This window comes from Psychrobacillus sp. FJAT-21963 (assembly GCF_001420585.1).
In the GTDB taxonomy this organism is placed as follows: Bacteria; Bacillota; Bacilli; order Bacillales_A; family Planococcaceae; genus Psychrobacillus.
Genome location: NZ_LJIY01000002.1, coordinates 207,655 through 223,685 on the forward strand (window position 1 = coordinate 207,655; position 16,031 = coordinate 223,685).

The following is a 16,031-nucleotide window of genomic DNA, read 5'->3' on the forward strand; positions in this document are numbered from 1 at the left end:
ATTTATACTACTATTTAATAAAAGGTTATAAATACATGTTGTATACATGTATTATATGTTCTGAGAGGTGATGTTAATATGAAAATGGCTAAACTGGGAATTGTTTTTGATGAAGAAGAAGCGGAGTTACGATGGTCAAAAGGACAGAATATTTTTGAGAAATATTTATTTGAAATTCTTGATCATTTCAGACTACCATATGAAAAAATTGATATTTTGGGAGAATATGAAACATTTGATGTTTTGATGATAGCTCAGTGTCAAGTAAGCATAAATACTACTTCAAAAATATTAGAATATGTTCATGCTGGAGGAACAGTAATTTCATATGGTGGATTGGAAAGTGCTAGAGAATTATTAGGTTTTTCTAAGAATTTAGAGCCTATTAAAGGATATGCTCATTTGTCTAGCTTTCTAAATCAAAGTGTTCCATTGCGTTTTCTTCATGCGGATCCTTGGAAGAATGAACATAACCGTTTGAAAGTAATTGAAATGGGTTTGATCAATGAGACAAAGAATGGGCAAGAAGCAACTGCATTACAACGGATTAAATATGGTGAAGGGATAATAGAGCGTTGGGCAGTTTCCATTCCAAGTACAATAGTTGGGTTGCAACAAGGTACTCAACATGTGATTGAAGATGGAATACCAGCTCCTGATGGTTCGGCAAACCTAGACGAAAATATTTTAAAGGCGGAAGACGGTTTTGAATTAGACTGGGTTTTAGACAGAACTTATTCAGAAACAGGGATGCTTTATTTCCCACACCCTTATGCTGACTTGTGGAAAGAAGTTATTGTTGAGCATCTATTAAAATGTGTTATGGAAAAAGGATTGACACTTCCATTTTTAGATCTGTGGCCATCTGATGTGAAATATGTGGCCATGATATCCCATGACAGTGATTTAAATGTCGATGAATCAGCTGAAATAACATTAGATACCCTAAAATCTGAAAATGTCCAATCAACTTGGTGTATGATAGCGCCAGGATATAGCTCTTTGATCTATGAACAGATTAAAAGAGATGGACATGAAATTGCTTTACATTATAATGCACTAGAACAGGAAGATGGAGTTTGGTCAGAGGATGCCTTTACATCACAATTAAAGTGGATAAAAAAAGCAGCAGATACTGAAGACATTATTTCAAATAAAAATCATTATACGCGTTACGAAGGCTGGGGAGATTTATTTGCGTGGTGTGAAAAAAATGGGATACAAGTAGATCAATCAAGAGGCCCTAGCAAAAAAGGGAATATTGGCTTTTTGTTCGGAACCTGCCATCCTTATTTTCCAATATCATGGTCGGATGAAAAGAATCGTTTCTATGACGTTTTGGAAATTGGTTTTTTAACGCAAGATTTAAATCATAATACGCTTTCAGACGTTAGTGTAATTCAGCCATTCTTAGATGGTGTAAAAAGGGTAAACGGAGTGGCTCATTTTCTTTTCCATCAGTTTCATATTTACAACCAGCCGAAAGTACGTGAAGCAATTCTAGAATTAATAACTACTGCCAAAGATCAGGATTTTACGTTTTGGACCAGCCGGCAAATCAATGATTGGGAAAGGGAACGTCGAAAATTATTTATAACAGGCATAAGTGAATCAGGAGAAATTGAATTAACTGGATCAATGGAAAGAAATGACTTTGTAATCCTAGTTCCATTATCCAAAAATCAAAACTTAGATACAAATAATTTGGAGATAGTACAAAGATTTGGGTTTAATTGTAAACAGGTCTCAAAAACAGCTGAGATTCTGAAAGAAGCCTAATTTGGGGGACTTATTATGGGGGAAAATATTCTGGCTTTAAAAGGTGGATCAAAGGTGAAAACAACTCCTTTTGGTACTGGCCAACGTTTTGGACTTGATGAGGCAAGTGAGTTGTTGGAAGCTCTTGAGCAAAATACATTATTTTATCATTTTGGAAATAAGGTTAAACAATTTCTGAGTGATTTTAATGATTTATACGGAGTTGAATATAGTGTCGCTACATCCTCTGGTACTGCAGCGCTTCATGTAGCCCTTGGTGCTGCTGGAGTTTCAGTTGGGGATGAGGTTATAACAAGTCCAATTACAGATCAAGGGACGGTAATCGGAGTTCTTTACCAAAATGCAATACCTGTGTTTGCTGATTTGAATCCCTATAGCTATACAATGACCGCTGAAACAATTGAAGAAAAAATAACTCCGAGAACAAAGGCAATCATTGTAGTTCATTTGGCTGGCAACCCATGCGATATGGACCCCATCATGGAACTTGCGAAAAGGTATAATCTTAAAGTCATTGAAGATTGTGCACAAAGTTATCTTACGACATATAAAGGGCGTTTAACTGGCACAATTGGTGACTATGGGTGCTTTAGTACAAATGATTTTAAGCACATTTCTACTGGAGACGGAGGAATTGTGACTGTTAACTCAGGCTCAGAGTCGGATTATTTCACTACTCATGCATTTGCTGATAAAAATTATCACAGACAAGAAACGTCCGTCTTAAAGGAGTTAGAGTACCTAGCGCCGAACTACCGTATGACAGAGTTACAAGGTGCCGTAGGTATTGCACAGTTAAGAAAGCTTAACTGGATCTGTACAAGACGAAATGAGTTAGGGGAAAAGTTAAATCACGGTCTAAGTGCTATAAATGGAATTAACCCGATGAGAATTACTAATGGGGGTTGGTGTAGCTATTGGTTTTATATGTTGACCTTAAACACGGAACATTTATCCTGCTCGAGAGAAGAATTTTCAGAAGCTCTATCTGCTGAAGGAATCCCTAATCAGCCGGGATATATTCCTAAAGTCTTATATGCACAACCTTTATTTCAAAAAAAACAAGCATATCTAAATAGCCACTTTCCGTTTGAAACTGCTACGTATGACTACTCTATTGGTTGCTGTCCCAACGCCGAGCGTATACTTGAGACAGCAATTCGATTAAATATTAGTGAATTTTATACCAATCAAGATATTGAAGATATGATTGCAGCTGTAAATAAAGTTGCTTCCTATTATGTTTTGTAAAATGAAACTAGAAGGAAAGAGTAGTTTGCGAAAGGAGAGCCAAAGTGCATAAAGCTAATTCACATTTTACTGACTATGGAATCCCTGTTTCTGCAGAAGAAGAAAGAACTGCTGCGATGTGCATTAATGTAGATAGAGAAATTAGATTTGTTATTGCTGCAAAAGGATTTGTCCTAATAATTAATCCTGAAAACGGTTATTCAAAACAAGTATTTTTTCCTGATAACAACCTAGAGTATCCTTTCTCATCGTTTAGCAGTAATGGGTTATTTTATACAGGCGCTGGAACAATGTTCATGGTATTGGATCCTTTTCTAGAGCGCTTTGTATATTATAGAGTCATAAAAAATGGAGAAGAAATTCTAGGTTTTAGCTTTGGAGAGGATAAGGTTGGGAATATTTACTTCACTTCATATCCGCACTGTCATTTACTCTGTTATCATCCTAAAACAAAAGAAATTGTTGATTTTGGCTCTATGGATTCATCAGAAAAATATCCAGGTAGTTTAGCGATTGATCAAATGGGCTGGGCGTATATAGGGATTGGAACAGAAAATAAAAATATCGTTGCCTTTCATCTTGAGAAAGGCTATAAGAAAAATCTAATCCCGGATTCACAGAGGCAAAAGGGAGCAGGTTATGTCTACTTGGGAGAAGACGGAAAAGTTTATGGACATACGGACGCTTCTGACTTAAAGGATGTGAATTATTCCTCACGTTGGATGAAATTTTCTGATGGAGAATTCCAATATATAGACAGTAACGAATTATCTCCATCCTCCTTCTCTGGAACAGGCTTTCAAAAAATTCACCGTAATCTTGAAACAAATTATCAAGTCATTTTATACAGTCTGTCGGAACGTATCGTTCGTATGATTCATAAAGAAACTGGAGAATCAAAAACAATAACATTCACATATTTTTCGGATGGAGCAATTTTATCTACTTTATGTTTTGGTCCAGATGGACATATTTATGGCACCTCTATGCATCCGTTGCAATTTTTTCGATTTGATATCTCAACAGGTAAGACTACCAATTTTGGTGGTCAAATAATCGAGAAAGGCGGAGGAGGGAATATTTGTGCATATGCTTCCAATGGAAGTTTGCTTATTGGGGTTGCCTATGCAGGAGGTAAGCTATATGTGTTTGATACATCAAAGGCATTCATATATAAAGATAACCCTAAGTTAGTGTTACAGGAAGAGAAAATTCATCGACCACGTTGTGCAATTGCACTAAGTGATAGGCAACATATCATTTGGGGAGGATTCCCTGGATATGGAATGGTTGGGGGTGCGTTGGGCATCTATCATATAGAAACAGAAAAAAACCAATTGATTACGCATGAAAATGTTGTGGTCAACCAAAGTACTGTCAGCCTTGCTGAATTAAGCTCAGGAGAAATCCTTGGGGGAACAAGTATTGAGACACCAGGTGGAGCTCAGTTAAGAGAAAAGGAAGGTTGCTTATATGTTTTAGATTGGAAGTCTAAAGTAGTGAAACATAAATTTACTCCTATAAAAGGTGCAAGAGAAATTTCCTTGATTTATGTGGATTCATTCGACCGTGCTCATTGTCTAACAGATCAGAGTGTTTATTTTGTGTGTAATCCCTATCAACAAGAAATACTTTATCAACAAGACTTATCTAGCTGGGGGAATGTAATTAGAGAAGGATTTGTATATGATATAACTTCTAAAACACTCTTTTGTCTCTTAAGTAAAACATTGCTTAAAATTGAGATTAGTAAAGAGAAGGTTTATGAACCGAAAGTAGTCCAAAGATTGGTACGGGAAGCCAGTAGTGGGATCGTCTTTTTTAATAAACAAATTTTTTACGGTAGTGGAAGTCATTTATGCAGTATTCAGACAGAGAAATAAATAGTTAATTTGGAGTGGACACAAACCATGTATACATTAAGAACGTTGGAAAAAGAGGGTGCACCACCTTTACTAAGAAACGTAAATGACTCGAATGATTGGATGAACAAAAGAACCACCATATTAAATGATTGGCTGAAGTGTATAGGTGGTATTCCCCCTTTAGTAAAAACCAACAAAAAGATTATCTCTTGGGAGGTTTACGCTGACTATTACTTAATCAGGATTAGGTATGCCTCTGTCTATAATGATTGGGTACCCGCAAACCTGTTAATACCAAAATCCATTGAACAAGGCGAGTTAAGAAAAGAGAGCGATGTTATAAACTTATTACATGCTAATAACAAAAATAAGTTCCCTGCAGTTATTGCTTTGCACCCAACGAGTGATAACGGAAAGGAAGATATAAGCTCTTCAAGCGGAAGAGAAAACAGAAAATATGCTCTAGAGCTTGTTAAAAGAGGCTATATTGTTTTAGCCCCTGACACTATTACTGCAGGAGAAAGAGTCCACCAAAACGAAAAGCCATTTCAAACTGCTTCTTTTTATAAAAGTCATCCAGAATGGTCCGCGGTAGCCAAAATGATTGTAGACCATCAACAAGGAATAAGCTTGTTGGAAGAGCTAACTATAGTAGAACATTCAAAGATTGGTGCAATAGGTCATTCTCTTGGGGGCTATAATAGCTACTTTTTAGCTACTGTTGATAAAAGAATAAAAGCTGTCATTTGCAGTTGTGGATTCTCGCTATTTGAACAAGACCCTGAGATACATCGTTGGGGTAGAAGAGAATGGTTCACCCATTTACCTAAAGTGAGTGATTATCTAGATGATGGAAATGTACCATTTGAGTTTCATGAAATTGCTGCCCTTGTTGCCCCAACCCCATTTTTTTTATGGATGGGTCAAAACGATAAAATATTTCCACATTGGAAGCCAGCAGCAGTAGGTTTAGTTGAACTAAATTCTTTATATGATTGGTTGGGGGAAGGTGAAAAAATAAAATATCTTATAGGAAACTCTGGACATGATTTTCCGTTTGAGATCCGTCAAATTGCCTATTCATTTCTTGATTATTGGTTGTGTAAAAAATGATTTAAAACATCTTTGCAAAACATTCCATTCTCATTTAAAATAGGGCAATCAATCTGTAGGGGAGTTGTATTTATTGCTAAAACGTAAAAGTGAATTTGAAAACCGCTACAATAAGTTTATCCATGCTCTAAAAGACGAAATAATAGCAGGGAAAATTAAACCTGGGGAATTTATTCTTCCTGAAAATACATTAAGTAAGGTGTATGAATTAAGTAGAGTATCTATAAGGAAGGCCTTGGCCGAGCTAGTCGATGAAGGTCTTATTGAAAAAATACCTGGAAAAGGCAATAGAGTTACTATTCCTAATGAAACACAAAAACAGACGATTAGTCTCGGCTGGTTTTCGAATTCCTATGAAATTGAAATTATTAGACAGATTATTAGACGTTTTGAACAACTTAATCCTTTTACTAAAGTAAATCTTCGAATATTACCAAATAGTCAATACGTATACAATCTGACACAATCCCTTGAACATGAAAATGGACCGGATGTATTTATTGTTTCTGATTATCATTTCCGTGAGCTAATGGAAACGAATCGTTTGGATATTCTGGAGCCTTATTTGCCTGAACACATTGATCCAGAGAAGGATAGCTATCAAAAAGTATTTGAAATGTTTTCAGTTGATCAGGAAATTCCTGTAACGCCATTTGTGTTTTCACCAGTTATGATCTGCTACAACCGACGAATGTTTGAGGAAGCTGGTATTTCAAAGGATTTCAAGATGGAAAATTGGAATGACTTACTTGAACTGGCACGCCGGACAACGAGAGGTTTAAATAATAACAGTTTAATAAATGAATATGGCTTTTGCTTTTCGTCTTCCACTAATCGTTGGCCAGTATTTCTCTTGCAAAATGATGGGAAATTTATGGAAGTTGATCTGTCCAATTCGATCATGAATAGTAAAGAAAATAGTGAAGCTCTAAATTTCTGTGGTGATTTAATGTATAAGCATCAAGTCTCTCCAATATTCTCTCATGGCAGTAATGAGTTAGCTGAAAATCTTTTTATGCGTGAAGGTGCTGCAATGATCTTAACCACCTATTACTTTATGAATGAATTTAGAGATCACAAGATTAAATGGGATGTTCTTCCACCACCTAAAAAAAAGGTGCCGGCAAGTCTTCTCCTAGGTGGTGCTCTAGGAATTAGTGCAAGTAGCAATATAAAAGAAGCTGCACAGGCTTTTGTAAGTTTTATGGTCAGTACGGAAGCACAAACTCTAATAAAGCAAAACGGCTGTACAATTCCAATGCTTCGCTTTGTTGCGGAAGATAATAATTTACTACAACCTGGAATACATCCAGAAAACTATAATGCTTTTAAAAATGTAATGAAGAGTGTGTATACAATTAGAGATCTTAATTTGACGATCGATGAGTTTGAGTTAGTTGAACGGGAAATGCAATTCTTTTGGGCTAATATGGAAAAAGCTGACGAAACGTGTAAAAGAATTGAAGACTTAATAAATCAAAAACAAGCTACTGTTAAGAAGTAAATGTAGATATACTTTATTAAACTTGGATAATCAGAATAAATAAGGGGGTGTAATAGTTGTTATGGTATTATCCCAGTCTCTAAAGTCAATAAAGCCAAATCCTAGGATTCTAATGAATGAAATGGAAATAAGAGAAATTAAAGCTCGAGTGGAGAAAAACGAATTTAGTGACATTTGGAAAAATACTATAAAATTGGCGGAGTCATATATTGTAGAACAAGGTTTTACTTTGTCCTATCCAAGCTGTTCTGTAACGTTGGATATCACTTTACCTCTGAAGCAATTAGAGCCTATTGGCGACCCCCCTGGATATACTGATTACCCTTTTTGGACCATGTTTTCTCGCGCAATTGAGGAAAGAATCAATGTTTTAGCATTTGCCTATGGAATGACTAAGGAAATAAGGTTTGCTAATAAGGTGAAGGCGTACCTTATTGAATTATCTTCTTTTACTAGATGGTTTGAATTTCCGCATAGGGGTTCAGAGGGGAATTTAAGTAATGCTCATTTCACAATAGGAGCAGCAATCGGTTATGATGCAATTTATAGCACGTTATCTATGAACGAAAGAAGAACAATTAGGGATGCTATATTTACAAAAGGTTTACAGCCATTTATAAAGGATTTTAACAATCATGACAGTCATAATATTATTGCTTCAAAAAAAGTGGCAATGTTTATTGGTTCACTTGCCATATATGATAGCGATAATAAGGATGAACTCAAGCCATTTTTGTTAAACGCCTATAGCTATCTAAGAGATTATTTAGATAATAGGATGAAGGATTCTGATGTTGAAGGTTTGTTGTATTTGAATGTAGCCGCACGACATATTTTAATGGCTGCAGATATTTTTTATCGTTCTACTGGAGATGATGCGTTACTGAAGCATTCGTATTTTAATTTTCTGCCAGATGTTTTTATTTACATGCTTGGAACAGGAGGAAAAACGAGCTTTGCTAATTTTTCGGATTCTTTTTATAGCTTAGATATTTCCTTTACAATGGCGATTTTGGCTTCCAAAAATCACAATCGTATTGCTAGCTGGTACATAAATAAATTCGCAAATAGTAAATTGGAAACATTGATCCATACAAATGGCATTCCTGACCCAATGGAACCAGAAATTTATTATAAGAATAAATATGCTAATATATTTTCTAGGATTGGCTGGGCTGCTCTTCGAAGTGGTTGGAAAGAGGAAGATCACCTCTTGGCTTTTAATTCAAGTCAATCAGCTAAAGACCATAACCATTATGATCAAAATAATTTTATATTACATGTTGCAGGCGAATGGTTAATAACGAATCCTGGATATCAGGATTATGTAGAAGGTTCTAGAAGAGATTTTACTATTGGAACTGTTGGACATAATAGCATGCTTATGAATGGTGTAGGACAAACACAAATGGGGAGCAGTAAGTTTGTAGATTGGTATACTTCCGCAAACTTTTCCTACGTTATTGGTGATGCAACGCACGCTTATGATGCAAGTGTCTCAAAATGGGAAAGAAAAATTTTACACGTAGACAAAAGCTATTTTATTCTGGTTGATAAGTTAGTGAAGGAAAAAGCAGATAGCATTCCTAGCTTTCTATATCATACAACTTCTCCCATATTCGCAAATGAAAAGATATTAATGGCGGGAGAAAAAACAGAAGAAAACAGGATAGATTTTAGAGGTGAAATAGCTTCAGTATCTCTGTACATTTGCTATCCCCACCAAACAATTAAGAGTATTGAGCAATATGAAGGAGCAGAGGAGTACGGATCATATCTTTCAGTGGTACCTAGTGAGAAGGAAAAGATGCAATACCTAATCACTATGCTTGTTCCCAAAGTTTCAAAAAGTGATATCTCTTATTCAATGAATAGTAATAGACCATTTTTTCAAATGCAAGTTAGCCGTATAAGTGAGGGCATTACTGATTATATCCTTATAAATGAAGATAGAAAAAGTGCCTTACAAATTACGGATAATGGCGTGATTTGTCTTCATGGAGAACAGGGATGGGTTTCATTTCATCTCACCGATAACTCTCCAAGTAAATTTTCACTAATGAATGGTAGCTTTCTGAAGGTGAAGGATGACACTTTTATTAAATCGACAGAGAAGATGAATATCTCCGGCTATTTTGAGGAAACAGAGGCAATACTGCAAATTGAACTTCATAAAGTTACTCAAATTTTTATAAAAACTGCTCCTCCTACAAAGATATGTATTAATGGTGAGGAGGAAAAGGGTAAATACGATGTTTTCTATAATACAAAACAAGGCTTGCTAGAATTTAATTTGAAGAATGGAACGTATAACGTCGATTTATTCTTTTGATTTTCAAAAATGAATAAAATCTGTGAAATAAAGACTGAATTTTCGATAATTAATTTCGTTCTAAAGAGGGGTGAATATATGGAACTTACTGGATGGAGGGGCACTATATTTCGTTACTTGGACTTAGCTATGAAACTTGCATATCTTAATATTCTGTGGGGTGTGGGAATTGTGATTGGGGCAGGGGTTGCTGGCTTCTTTCCTTCTAGTGTAGCAATGTTTTCGGTCCTAAAAAAGTGGATGCATGGTGATGACATCGAAATTAACATGTTTTCGCATTTTAAAGACGAGTACCGCAAGGAATTTATTAACGCAAACTTATATGGGTATGCATGGACTATTTTAGGGCTAGTCATATATGTAGATTTACTGTTTTTTCGAGGTATTTCAACACTATGGGGACTGTTAATTTCCTTTTTCTTTTTTATTCTTGGTTGCATTTATATTGTAGCTTTACTTTATGCTCTTCCGATTTATGTCCATTATAAACTTAATTTTAAGCAATATTTTAAAAACTGTTTACTTATTGTCCTTTCCAACCCTCTCTACTCAGTGATGATGGTGCTAGGTTTTTACTTTCCGTATTATTTTATGATTAAAATTCCGGGATTGCTTCCTTTTTTTGGTGGTAGTCTGATTTGTTTTATATTAATGACTATTTCAAGCAAAGTGTTTATCCTTTTTGAAGGAAATAAAACAACAAATTAAGAAAAAAATAGAAAAAANATCTATAGTAGCTTTCTAGTTTAAGAGAAAGGGGTAATTAGTTATTGGAACTAAAAAAAAGAATATTGATACACTTGATTCGACTTTAGATGTATCAATCAAAATCCCGAAACAGAAAAGAAAGAATTCTATAAAAAAGAAATTATGGCGTGATCGCTATCTATTACTTCTAATTTTACCTGGTATTTTGTATTTTCTCATTTACCGTTACATTCCAATGGCTGGAATTCTTTTAGCATTTAAGGATTATAGTCCATTTCGTGGTTTTTTTGATAGCCCCTGGGTAGGGTTAAAATATTTTAAATTGATCTTTGAGGATGCAGAAGTCATTCAAGTCATTTGGAACACCTTACAAATCTCTTTGTTACAAATATTTTTTGCTTTTCCAATTTCTATCATACTTGCCTTAATGTTAAATGAAATAAGGAATCAGCTTTATAAAAAGTTTCTTCAGTCTGTCGTTTATTTACCGCACTTTTTATCATGGGTGGTTGTAGTAGGAATAACAGTTATTTTTCTTAGAAGTGAAGGATTGGTAAATAGTTTTCTAGTAAATTTTTTGGACATAAACCCAATCCCTTTTTTGACTGATCCAGCAATGTTCAAGCCGATTGTCATTTTTCAAGTAATCTGGAAAGAATCCGGGTGGGGAACAATTCTTTTCTTAGCAGCGTTGTCCGGTATTAGTCCTCACTTATATGAGGCTGCTGTAATGGATGGAGCTAGTCGATTAAGACAAATGTGGCATATTACATTGCCAGCATTAAAAAGCACAATTGTCATCTTGTTAATTCTTCGTCTAGGAAATGTAATGGACAGTGGTTTTGAACAAATATTTTTAATGCTAAATCCTTTTAATATGGAGTCTGGGAATGTTCTTGACACATATGTCTACTTCAAAGGAATACAGCAGGCGAATTTTAGCTTTGCTACAGCTGTAGGCTTGTTTAAAGGAATTATTGGTTTAGTGCTGGTTGTACTAGCAAATAGGCTCGCTAAAAGGTTTGGCGAAGAAGGTTTATATTAATATGTTAATATTTTCTTTATCTTTGTTTAAGTGAGGGGGTTAGGTTGTGTTTAAATCTACAGGTCGTGAAAGGGTTATGGAAGTTATAAATAACATTCTATTGTTATTGATTGCTTTAACAATGCTCTTTCCTTTCTTTTACATTTTTTCAGTTTCGTTTTCGAGTGTAAGTGATGTACTTAATAGTGAATTCCTGTTATGGCCAAAGGAATGGGTGACAGATGCTTATACCTATATTTTGGGTTCTGACCAGTTTATTCGGTCCCTCTTTGTAACGATTTATATTACAGTGGTAGGAACATTTGTGAATCTCGTGTTCACCTCCACAATGGCTTATACATTAACAAGAAATATTATTGGTCAGCGTACGATCATGTTCCTTGTATTGTTCACGATATTATTTTCTGCGGGAATGATTCCTACTTACATTATTGTGAAAGAAACTGGTTTATTAAATTCGTTATGGGCTTTAATAATTCCGGTTGCAATAAGTCCTTTTAATCTAATCATCATGACACAATTTTTTAAAGGTATACCTGAAGAACTAACAGAGGCAGCGGTTATTGATGGCGCCAATGACATTCAAATTTTTTCTAAAATTATTTTACCTTTATCGAAGCCAGCTTTAGCAGCCTTTGGTCTGTTTTATGCGGTTGGTCATTGGAACAGTTATTTTACAGGAGTACTATATTTAAACGATCCTGCGAAATGGCCAATACAAGTCATTTTAAGGCAAATTGTAATTGTGAATGAGCCAAATGCTGCTCTTGGTGGTCATGCAGCAATGTTAGAAGCATTACCTCCTCCGGAAACAGTTCAAATGGCTGCTATTTTAATAGCTACCTTACCAATACTGATTGTATATCCTTTCTTACAAAAACATTTTGCTAAAGGAGTGATGCTTGGATCGGTAAAAGGGTAATAGTAAAGTTTTTCTGTATTGAGTGAACTTAAATAATATTTTTACTTAAAAAAATGATGGAGGGGTTTACTTGAGAAAAAAGCATTTGATTATTAGTTTTCTAATTCTTTTCCTAAGTTTTATATTGGTAGCTTGTTCAGATGAGACGACAGAGGATGGGAAGGAAACAGAAAAAGAGAAAGAAACTGCAACTGAAACAGAAAAAAACATTGAAATTGACCCGTTCGATCATACTGAAAAGTATACTATTACAGGGATGACATTTCGCTTTGGTGACCCTCCCCCTGTAACAAGCCCTGGGCTAGACATGATAAATGAGCGATTTAACGTTGATTACAAACCAGAAATTATTCCGCAAGGAGATTATATTGAAAAATCTTCAGCTATTGTAGCATCAGGTTCTATGCCAGATTTAGTTGGATTTCCTGGAACAGATACACGATTTTATCAATGGGCTGAAGATGGTGCATTTTTACCTTTAGATGATTATTTAGCACATTATGAAACTCTAGGTAATATCCCAGATTATATTTACAATTCATTTAAAGTGGATGGTAAAATTTACGGAATTCCACGATATTCTCAGCCGTATCCTGTTACCCCTGTTATACGTAAGGATTGGTTAGATAAATTAGGTCTTGAAGTTCCAACGAATTACAAGGAACTGGAGGAAGTTGCGATCGCTTTTACAAAAGACGACCCAGATGGAAATGGTAAAGCGGACACTTATGGTGTTGCAATTGGCGAAAATATAAATCCAAACTTCAATATGGGAACTTATTGGGACTTTAACGCATGGTATCACCAAAATGATAACGGGGATTATATTCCTGGTGTGATTTCTGAGGGAAGAAAAGAATTAATTCAATTTTTTGCTAACATTTATAAAGAAGGCGCAATGACAAAAGATTTTGCAGTACTTGACTGGGCAAGTACCAACACGGAATTTTATTCAGGCAAAGCTGGGATATTTGTTGGTGGAGTCTCTGGTATGTCTGAAGCGTATTTCGAAGGGTTATTAGCAGCTAATCCAGATGCTAAACTTGTAGCAATACCTCCATTTGAGGCACCTGATAAATCGAAAGGTTTTACAATGGGATCGGGTTATTCGGGAATTCTTGCTTTAAATGCAAAACTTGCAGAAGATGAGGGGAAAATCTATCGAGCTTTAGAAATGATAGACTTCGGAAAGAAATACTATCCAAGAGATGAAAAGAATCCTCAAAATGAGGATTATGATTTCTTTTTAGGAAAAGAAGGAATTGGTTATAACATGGAAAATGGAGCTCCTGTCCAAGTTCCAACATTCTCATCTGACGGGCTAGCACCTTCGACTTACTTCTTAGATAACAGAGAGCAAGTTCCAACGGATGCTAAGATTAATTATGCCGACGATTACAAGTTGCCGGAGTTGAAGGAAATGACAGCGTCATTACAGGAGATGTTCGAGTCAAATCAACTATATGTTGATCCTTCATACGGAGTCTTGTCACCAACAAATCAAGAAAAGGGTACTGATTTAATGCAATTTTTGATTAATGAACAATCTAAAATGATTGCTGGTCAAAGACCAATATCTGATTGGGATAATCTTGTTGATGAGTACTTGAAAAAAGGCGGAGAAGCGATAATTAAGGAAGTAAATGAGGGAATTAAGGCTAAAGGGTATACTGATAGAGAATGGAAATAATAAATAGTTGACCTTTAAAGGCATATCACGCGTGTTGATGTATTGTTATTTGTGGAATTTCAGTAAAATAGTTAGCACTCACATAATAATAGATGAATAAGGCAAAGTAATCTAAAGTTACAAGTTGGCTACTTTCAGTAATAGGATTACCAACAAAAGAGAGGAGGGTAGTGACGGTAGTCACTGCCCTCCTCTCTTATATGTTGACCAAAGTCTGTTCACAGGGCTCCGAGAACCATTTTGAGATACGTAGTCTACTTATTTTTAGCTATTCTAATGATAGATTATACTCTATGCTCCTTATAAACATCTTGTTTGGTAAATTCACTTACTTTATCAAGTATGCCTACAGAAACTTGCTGTTTGTAAGCATGAATTGTCTCTAATAACTGCTGAGAACTACTAGCACCAATAATCATCGATCCTGTAACTTTACTTTGTAATACATATTGAAGTGCTATGGAGTTAAGGGGCTTATCTAATGATTGAAGATTTTCAATCGTCTCGATTAATTCACCTTTTGAATAGGACAAATATTCGTCTGTTTTGTTTGCTCGGCTTATCCCTTCTGGAGTTAATAAGCCTTTTGCTAAAGTTCCGCGTGTTAGAAGAGAAACTTCATTTTTTTCCAGTAAGGAAAACCATTCTTCAGGTCTTCGATCTAATAAACTATATTGCATCATTACAGATACTGCATTGCTTTTCGATAAAAAGCGATCGATTACATTTGGTCGAATAGAAGAAATTCCGTATTCACGAATAAGTCCATCCTTTTTCAGCGATTCCATCGTGTCAATTACTTCATCAACGTCATCCTCCATAGTGCCACCATGCAATTGATAAACGTCTATATAATCCGTTTGCAGTCGCTTAAGTGATTCGTGAACTGCTGTAGTTATCCATTTTTTTGATGCATCCCATGTCCAGCCTTCTCCTGTTTCATTAGAACGATTGCCGACTTTTGTTCCAAGAATAATATCTTTACGATTATTCTTCAATGCATTTCCGACAATTTTTTCATTTTCTCCTTTGTTGTATAAATCTGCCGTGTCAAAATAGTTAATGCCATTATCAAGAGCGACTTGAATAATTTTATTAGCCATTAGTTGATCTGTTGGTAGTGACATACAGCCTAGACCAATCTCCGAAAGATATAAATCACTTTTACCAAGCTGTCTTTTTTCCAAGATTTATCACATCCTTTACTACATGGTACAATGAGAATTATACAGTTTCAAATGAAAGGAAGTAGAGTGATGAAAAAATTTGAGGAAAAAACAATTCAAACTGACCTTAAATATAAAGGTAGAATTATTACGTTACAAGTGGATGAGGTATTATTACCAAACGGGGAAAAGAGCAATAGGGAAATAGTTAAACATCCAGGGGCTGTAGCTATAATAGCTCTAACAGAAGATAAAAAGATTGTATTGGTGGAACAATATAGAAAAGCTCTAGAACGTTCAATTATTGAGATTCCAGCTGGAAAAATCGAACCTGGGGAGCCACCAGAAGTAACAGCATTAAGAGAGTTAGAAGAAGAAACAGGTTACACGACAAGTAAACTAATCTATATTCAATCATTTGCTACATCTCCTGGTTTTGCAGATGAAATTATCCATCTTTATTTTGCAGAAAATATAGAAAAAATGACAGTAAAAGCAAATCTTGATGAAGATGAGTTTGTAGAATTAATGTATGTATCAATGGATGAAATGGAATCTCTTATAAAAAATAAGCAAGTTTATGATGCTAAAACAGCGTTTGCTTTTCTTTGGTTAAAAAACTATTTACAGGAAAATTAATTTTAAAGATAATTATT

12 protein-coding genes are annotated in these 16,031 nt (G+C 35.1%); 11 read left to right on the forward strand and 1 reads right to left on the reverse strand.

Annotated elements, in window-relative coordinates:
* Positions 1–78 precede the first annotated feature (78 nt).
* The 10 genes from AN959_RS06885 to AN959_RS06930 all read left to right on the forward strand — a co-directional run bounded on the left by AN959_RS06885 (position 79) and on the right by AN959_RS06930 (position 14,209).
* Entirely contained in the window at positions 79–1,779 is a 1,701-nt protein-coding gene (locus AN959_RS06885; RefSeq protein WP_056829396.1) for a hypothetical protein, read from the forward strand.
* A gap of 15 nt (positions 1,780–1,794) precedes the next feature.
* Entirely contained in the window at positions 1,795–3,030 is a 1,236-nt protein-coding gene (locus AN959_RS06890; RefSeq protein ID WP_056829398.1) for a DegT/DnrJ/EryC1/StrS aminotransferase family protein, read from the forward strand.
* Positions 3,031–3,074: 44 nt separating this feature from the next.
* The gene (locus AN959_RS06895; protein WP_056829400.1) at positions 3,075–4,913 is read left to right on the forward strand and encodes a hypothetical protein; all 1,839 of its coding nucleotides are present in this window, start codon (positions 3,075–3,077) and stop codon (positions 4,911–4,913) included.
* 27 nt (positions 4,914–4,940) lie between these two features.
* A complete protein-coding gene (locus AN959_RS06900; protein WP_056829402.1) occupies positions 4,941–6,008 on the forward strand; it encodes a dienelactone hydrolase family protein in 1,068 nt (355 codons plus the stop codon).
* Positions 6,009–6,081: 73 nt separating this feature from the next.
* A complete protein-coding gene (locus tag AN959_RS06905) occupies positions 6,082–7,512 on the forward strand; it encodes an extracellular solute-binding protein (RefSeq protein WP_056829404.1) in 1,431 nt (476 codons plus the stop codon).
* 61 nt (positions 7,513–7,573) lie between these two features.
* Complete coding sequence (locus tag AN959_RS06910) at positions 7,574–9,844, forward strand: heparinase II/III family protein (RefSeq protein WP_056829406.1); 2,271 nt, start codon at positions 7,574–7,576, stop codon at positions 9,842–9,844.
* 78 nt (positions 9,845–9,922) lie between these two features.
* Positions 9,923–10,552: a YesL family protein gene (locus AN959_RS06915; RefSeq protein WP_056829409.1), complete on the forward strand. Its 630-nt coding sequence runs from the start codon at positions 9,923–9,925 to the stop codon at positions 10,550–10,552.
* Between the two features lie 115 nt (positions 10,553–10,667).
* Positions 10,668–11,597: a sugar ABC transporter permease gene (locus AN959_RS06920; RefSeq protein ID WP_056829413.1), complete on the forward strand. Its 930-nt coding sequence runs from the start codon at positions 10,668–10,670 to the stop codon at positions 11,595–11,597.
* 76 nt (positions 11,598–11,673) lie between these two features.
* Positions 11,674–12,519 carry a carbohydrate ABC transporter permease gene (locus AN959_RS06925; RefSeq protein WP_156350756.1) on the forward strand — a complete coding sequence of 282 codons (846 nt, stop codon included), beginning with the start codon at positions 11,674–11,676 and terminating at the stop codon, positions 12,517–12,519.
* Positions 12,520–12,589: 70 nt separating this feature from the next.
* Positions 12,590–14,209 (forward strand): extracellular solute-binding protein, encoded by a 1,620-nt coding sequence (locus AN959_RS06930; protein WP_053589848.1) that lies wholly within the window; start codon positions 12,590–12,592, stop codon positions 14,207–14,209.
* A gap of 284 nt (positions 14,210–14,493) precedes the next feature.
* Here AN959_RS06930 and AN959_RS06935 read toward each other — a convergent pair whose 3' ends face one another.
* The gene (locus AN959_RS06935; RefSeq protein WP_056829417.1) at positions 14,494–15,396 is read right to left on the reverse strand and encodes an aldo/keto reductase; all 903 of its coding nucleotides are present in this window, start codon (positions 15,394–15,396) and stop codon (positions 14,494–14,496) included.
* Between the two features lie 69 nt (positions 15,397–15,465).
* Between AN959_RS06935 and AN959_RS06940 the strand changes: the two genes are divergently transcribed.
* Positions 15,466–16,014, forward strand: coding sequence for an NUDIX hydrolase (locus AN959_RS06940; protein ID WP_056829419.1), 549 nt, complete (start codon positions 15,466–15,468; stop codon positions 16,012–16,014).
* The last annotated feature ends 17 nt before the right edge of the window (positions 16,015–16,031 follow it).

Coding starts and splice junctions, on each gene's coding strand:
- AN959_RS06885 (WP_056829396.1), top strand. CDS start 79: ATGAAAATGGCTAAACTGGGAATTGTTTTTGATGAAGAAGAAGCGGAG.
- AN959_RS06890 (WP_056829398.1), top strand. CDS start 1,795: ATGGGGGAAAATATTCTGGCTTTAAAAGGTGGATCAAAGGTGAAAACA.
- AN959_RS06900 (WP_056829402.1), top strand. CDS start 4,941: ATGTATACATTAAGAACGTTGGAAAAAGAGGGTGCACCACCTTTACTA.
- AN959_RS06910 (WP_056829406.1), top strand. CDS start 7,574: ATGGTATTATCCCAGTCTCTAAAGTCAATAAAGCCAAATCCTAGGATT.
- AN959_RS06915 (WP_056829409.1), top strand. CDS start 9,923: ATGGAACTTACTGGATGGAGGGGCACTATATTTCGTTACTTGGACTTA.
- AN959_RS06925 (WP_156350756.1), top strand. CDS start 11,674: ATGGAAGTTATAAATAACATTCTATTGTTATTGATTGCTTTAACAATG.
- AN959_RS06940 (WP_056829419.1), top strand. CDS start 15,466: ATGAAAAAATTTGAGGAAAAAACAATTCAAACTGACCTTAAATATAAA.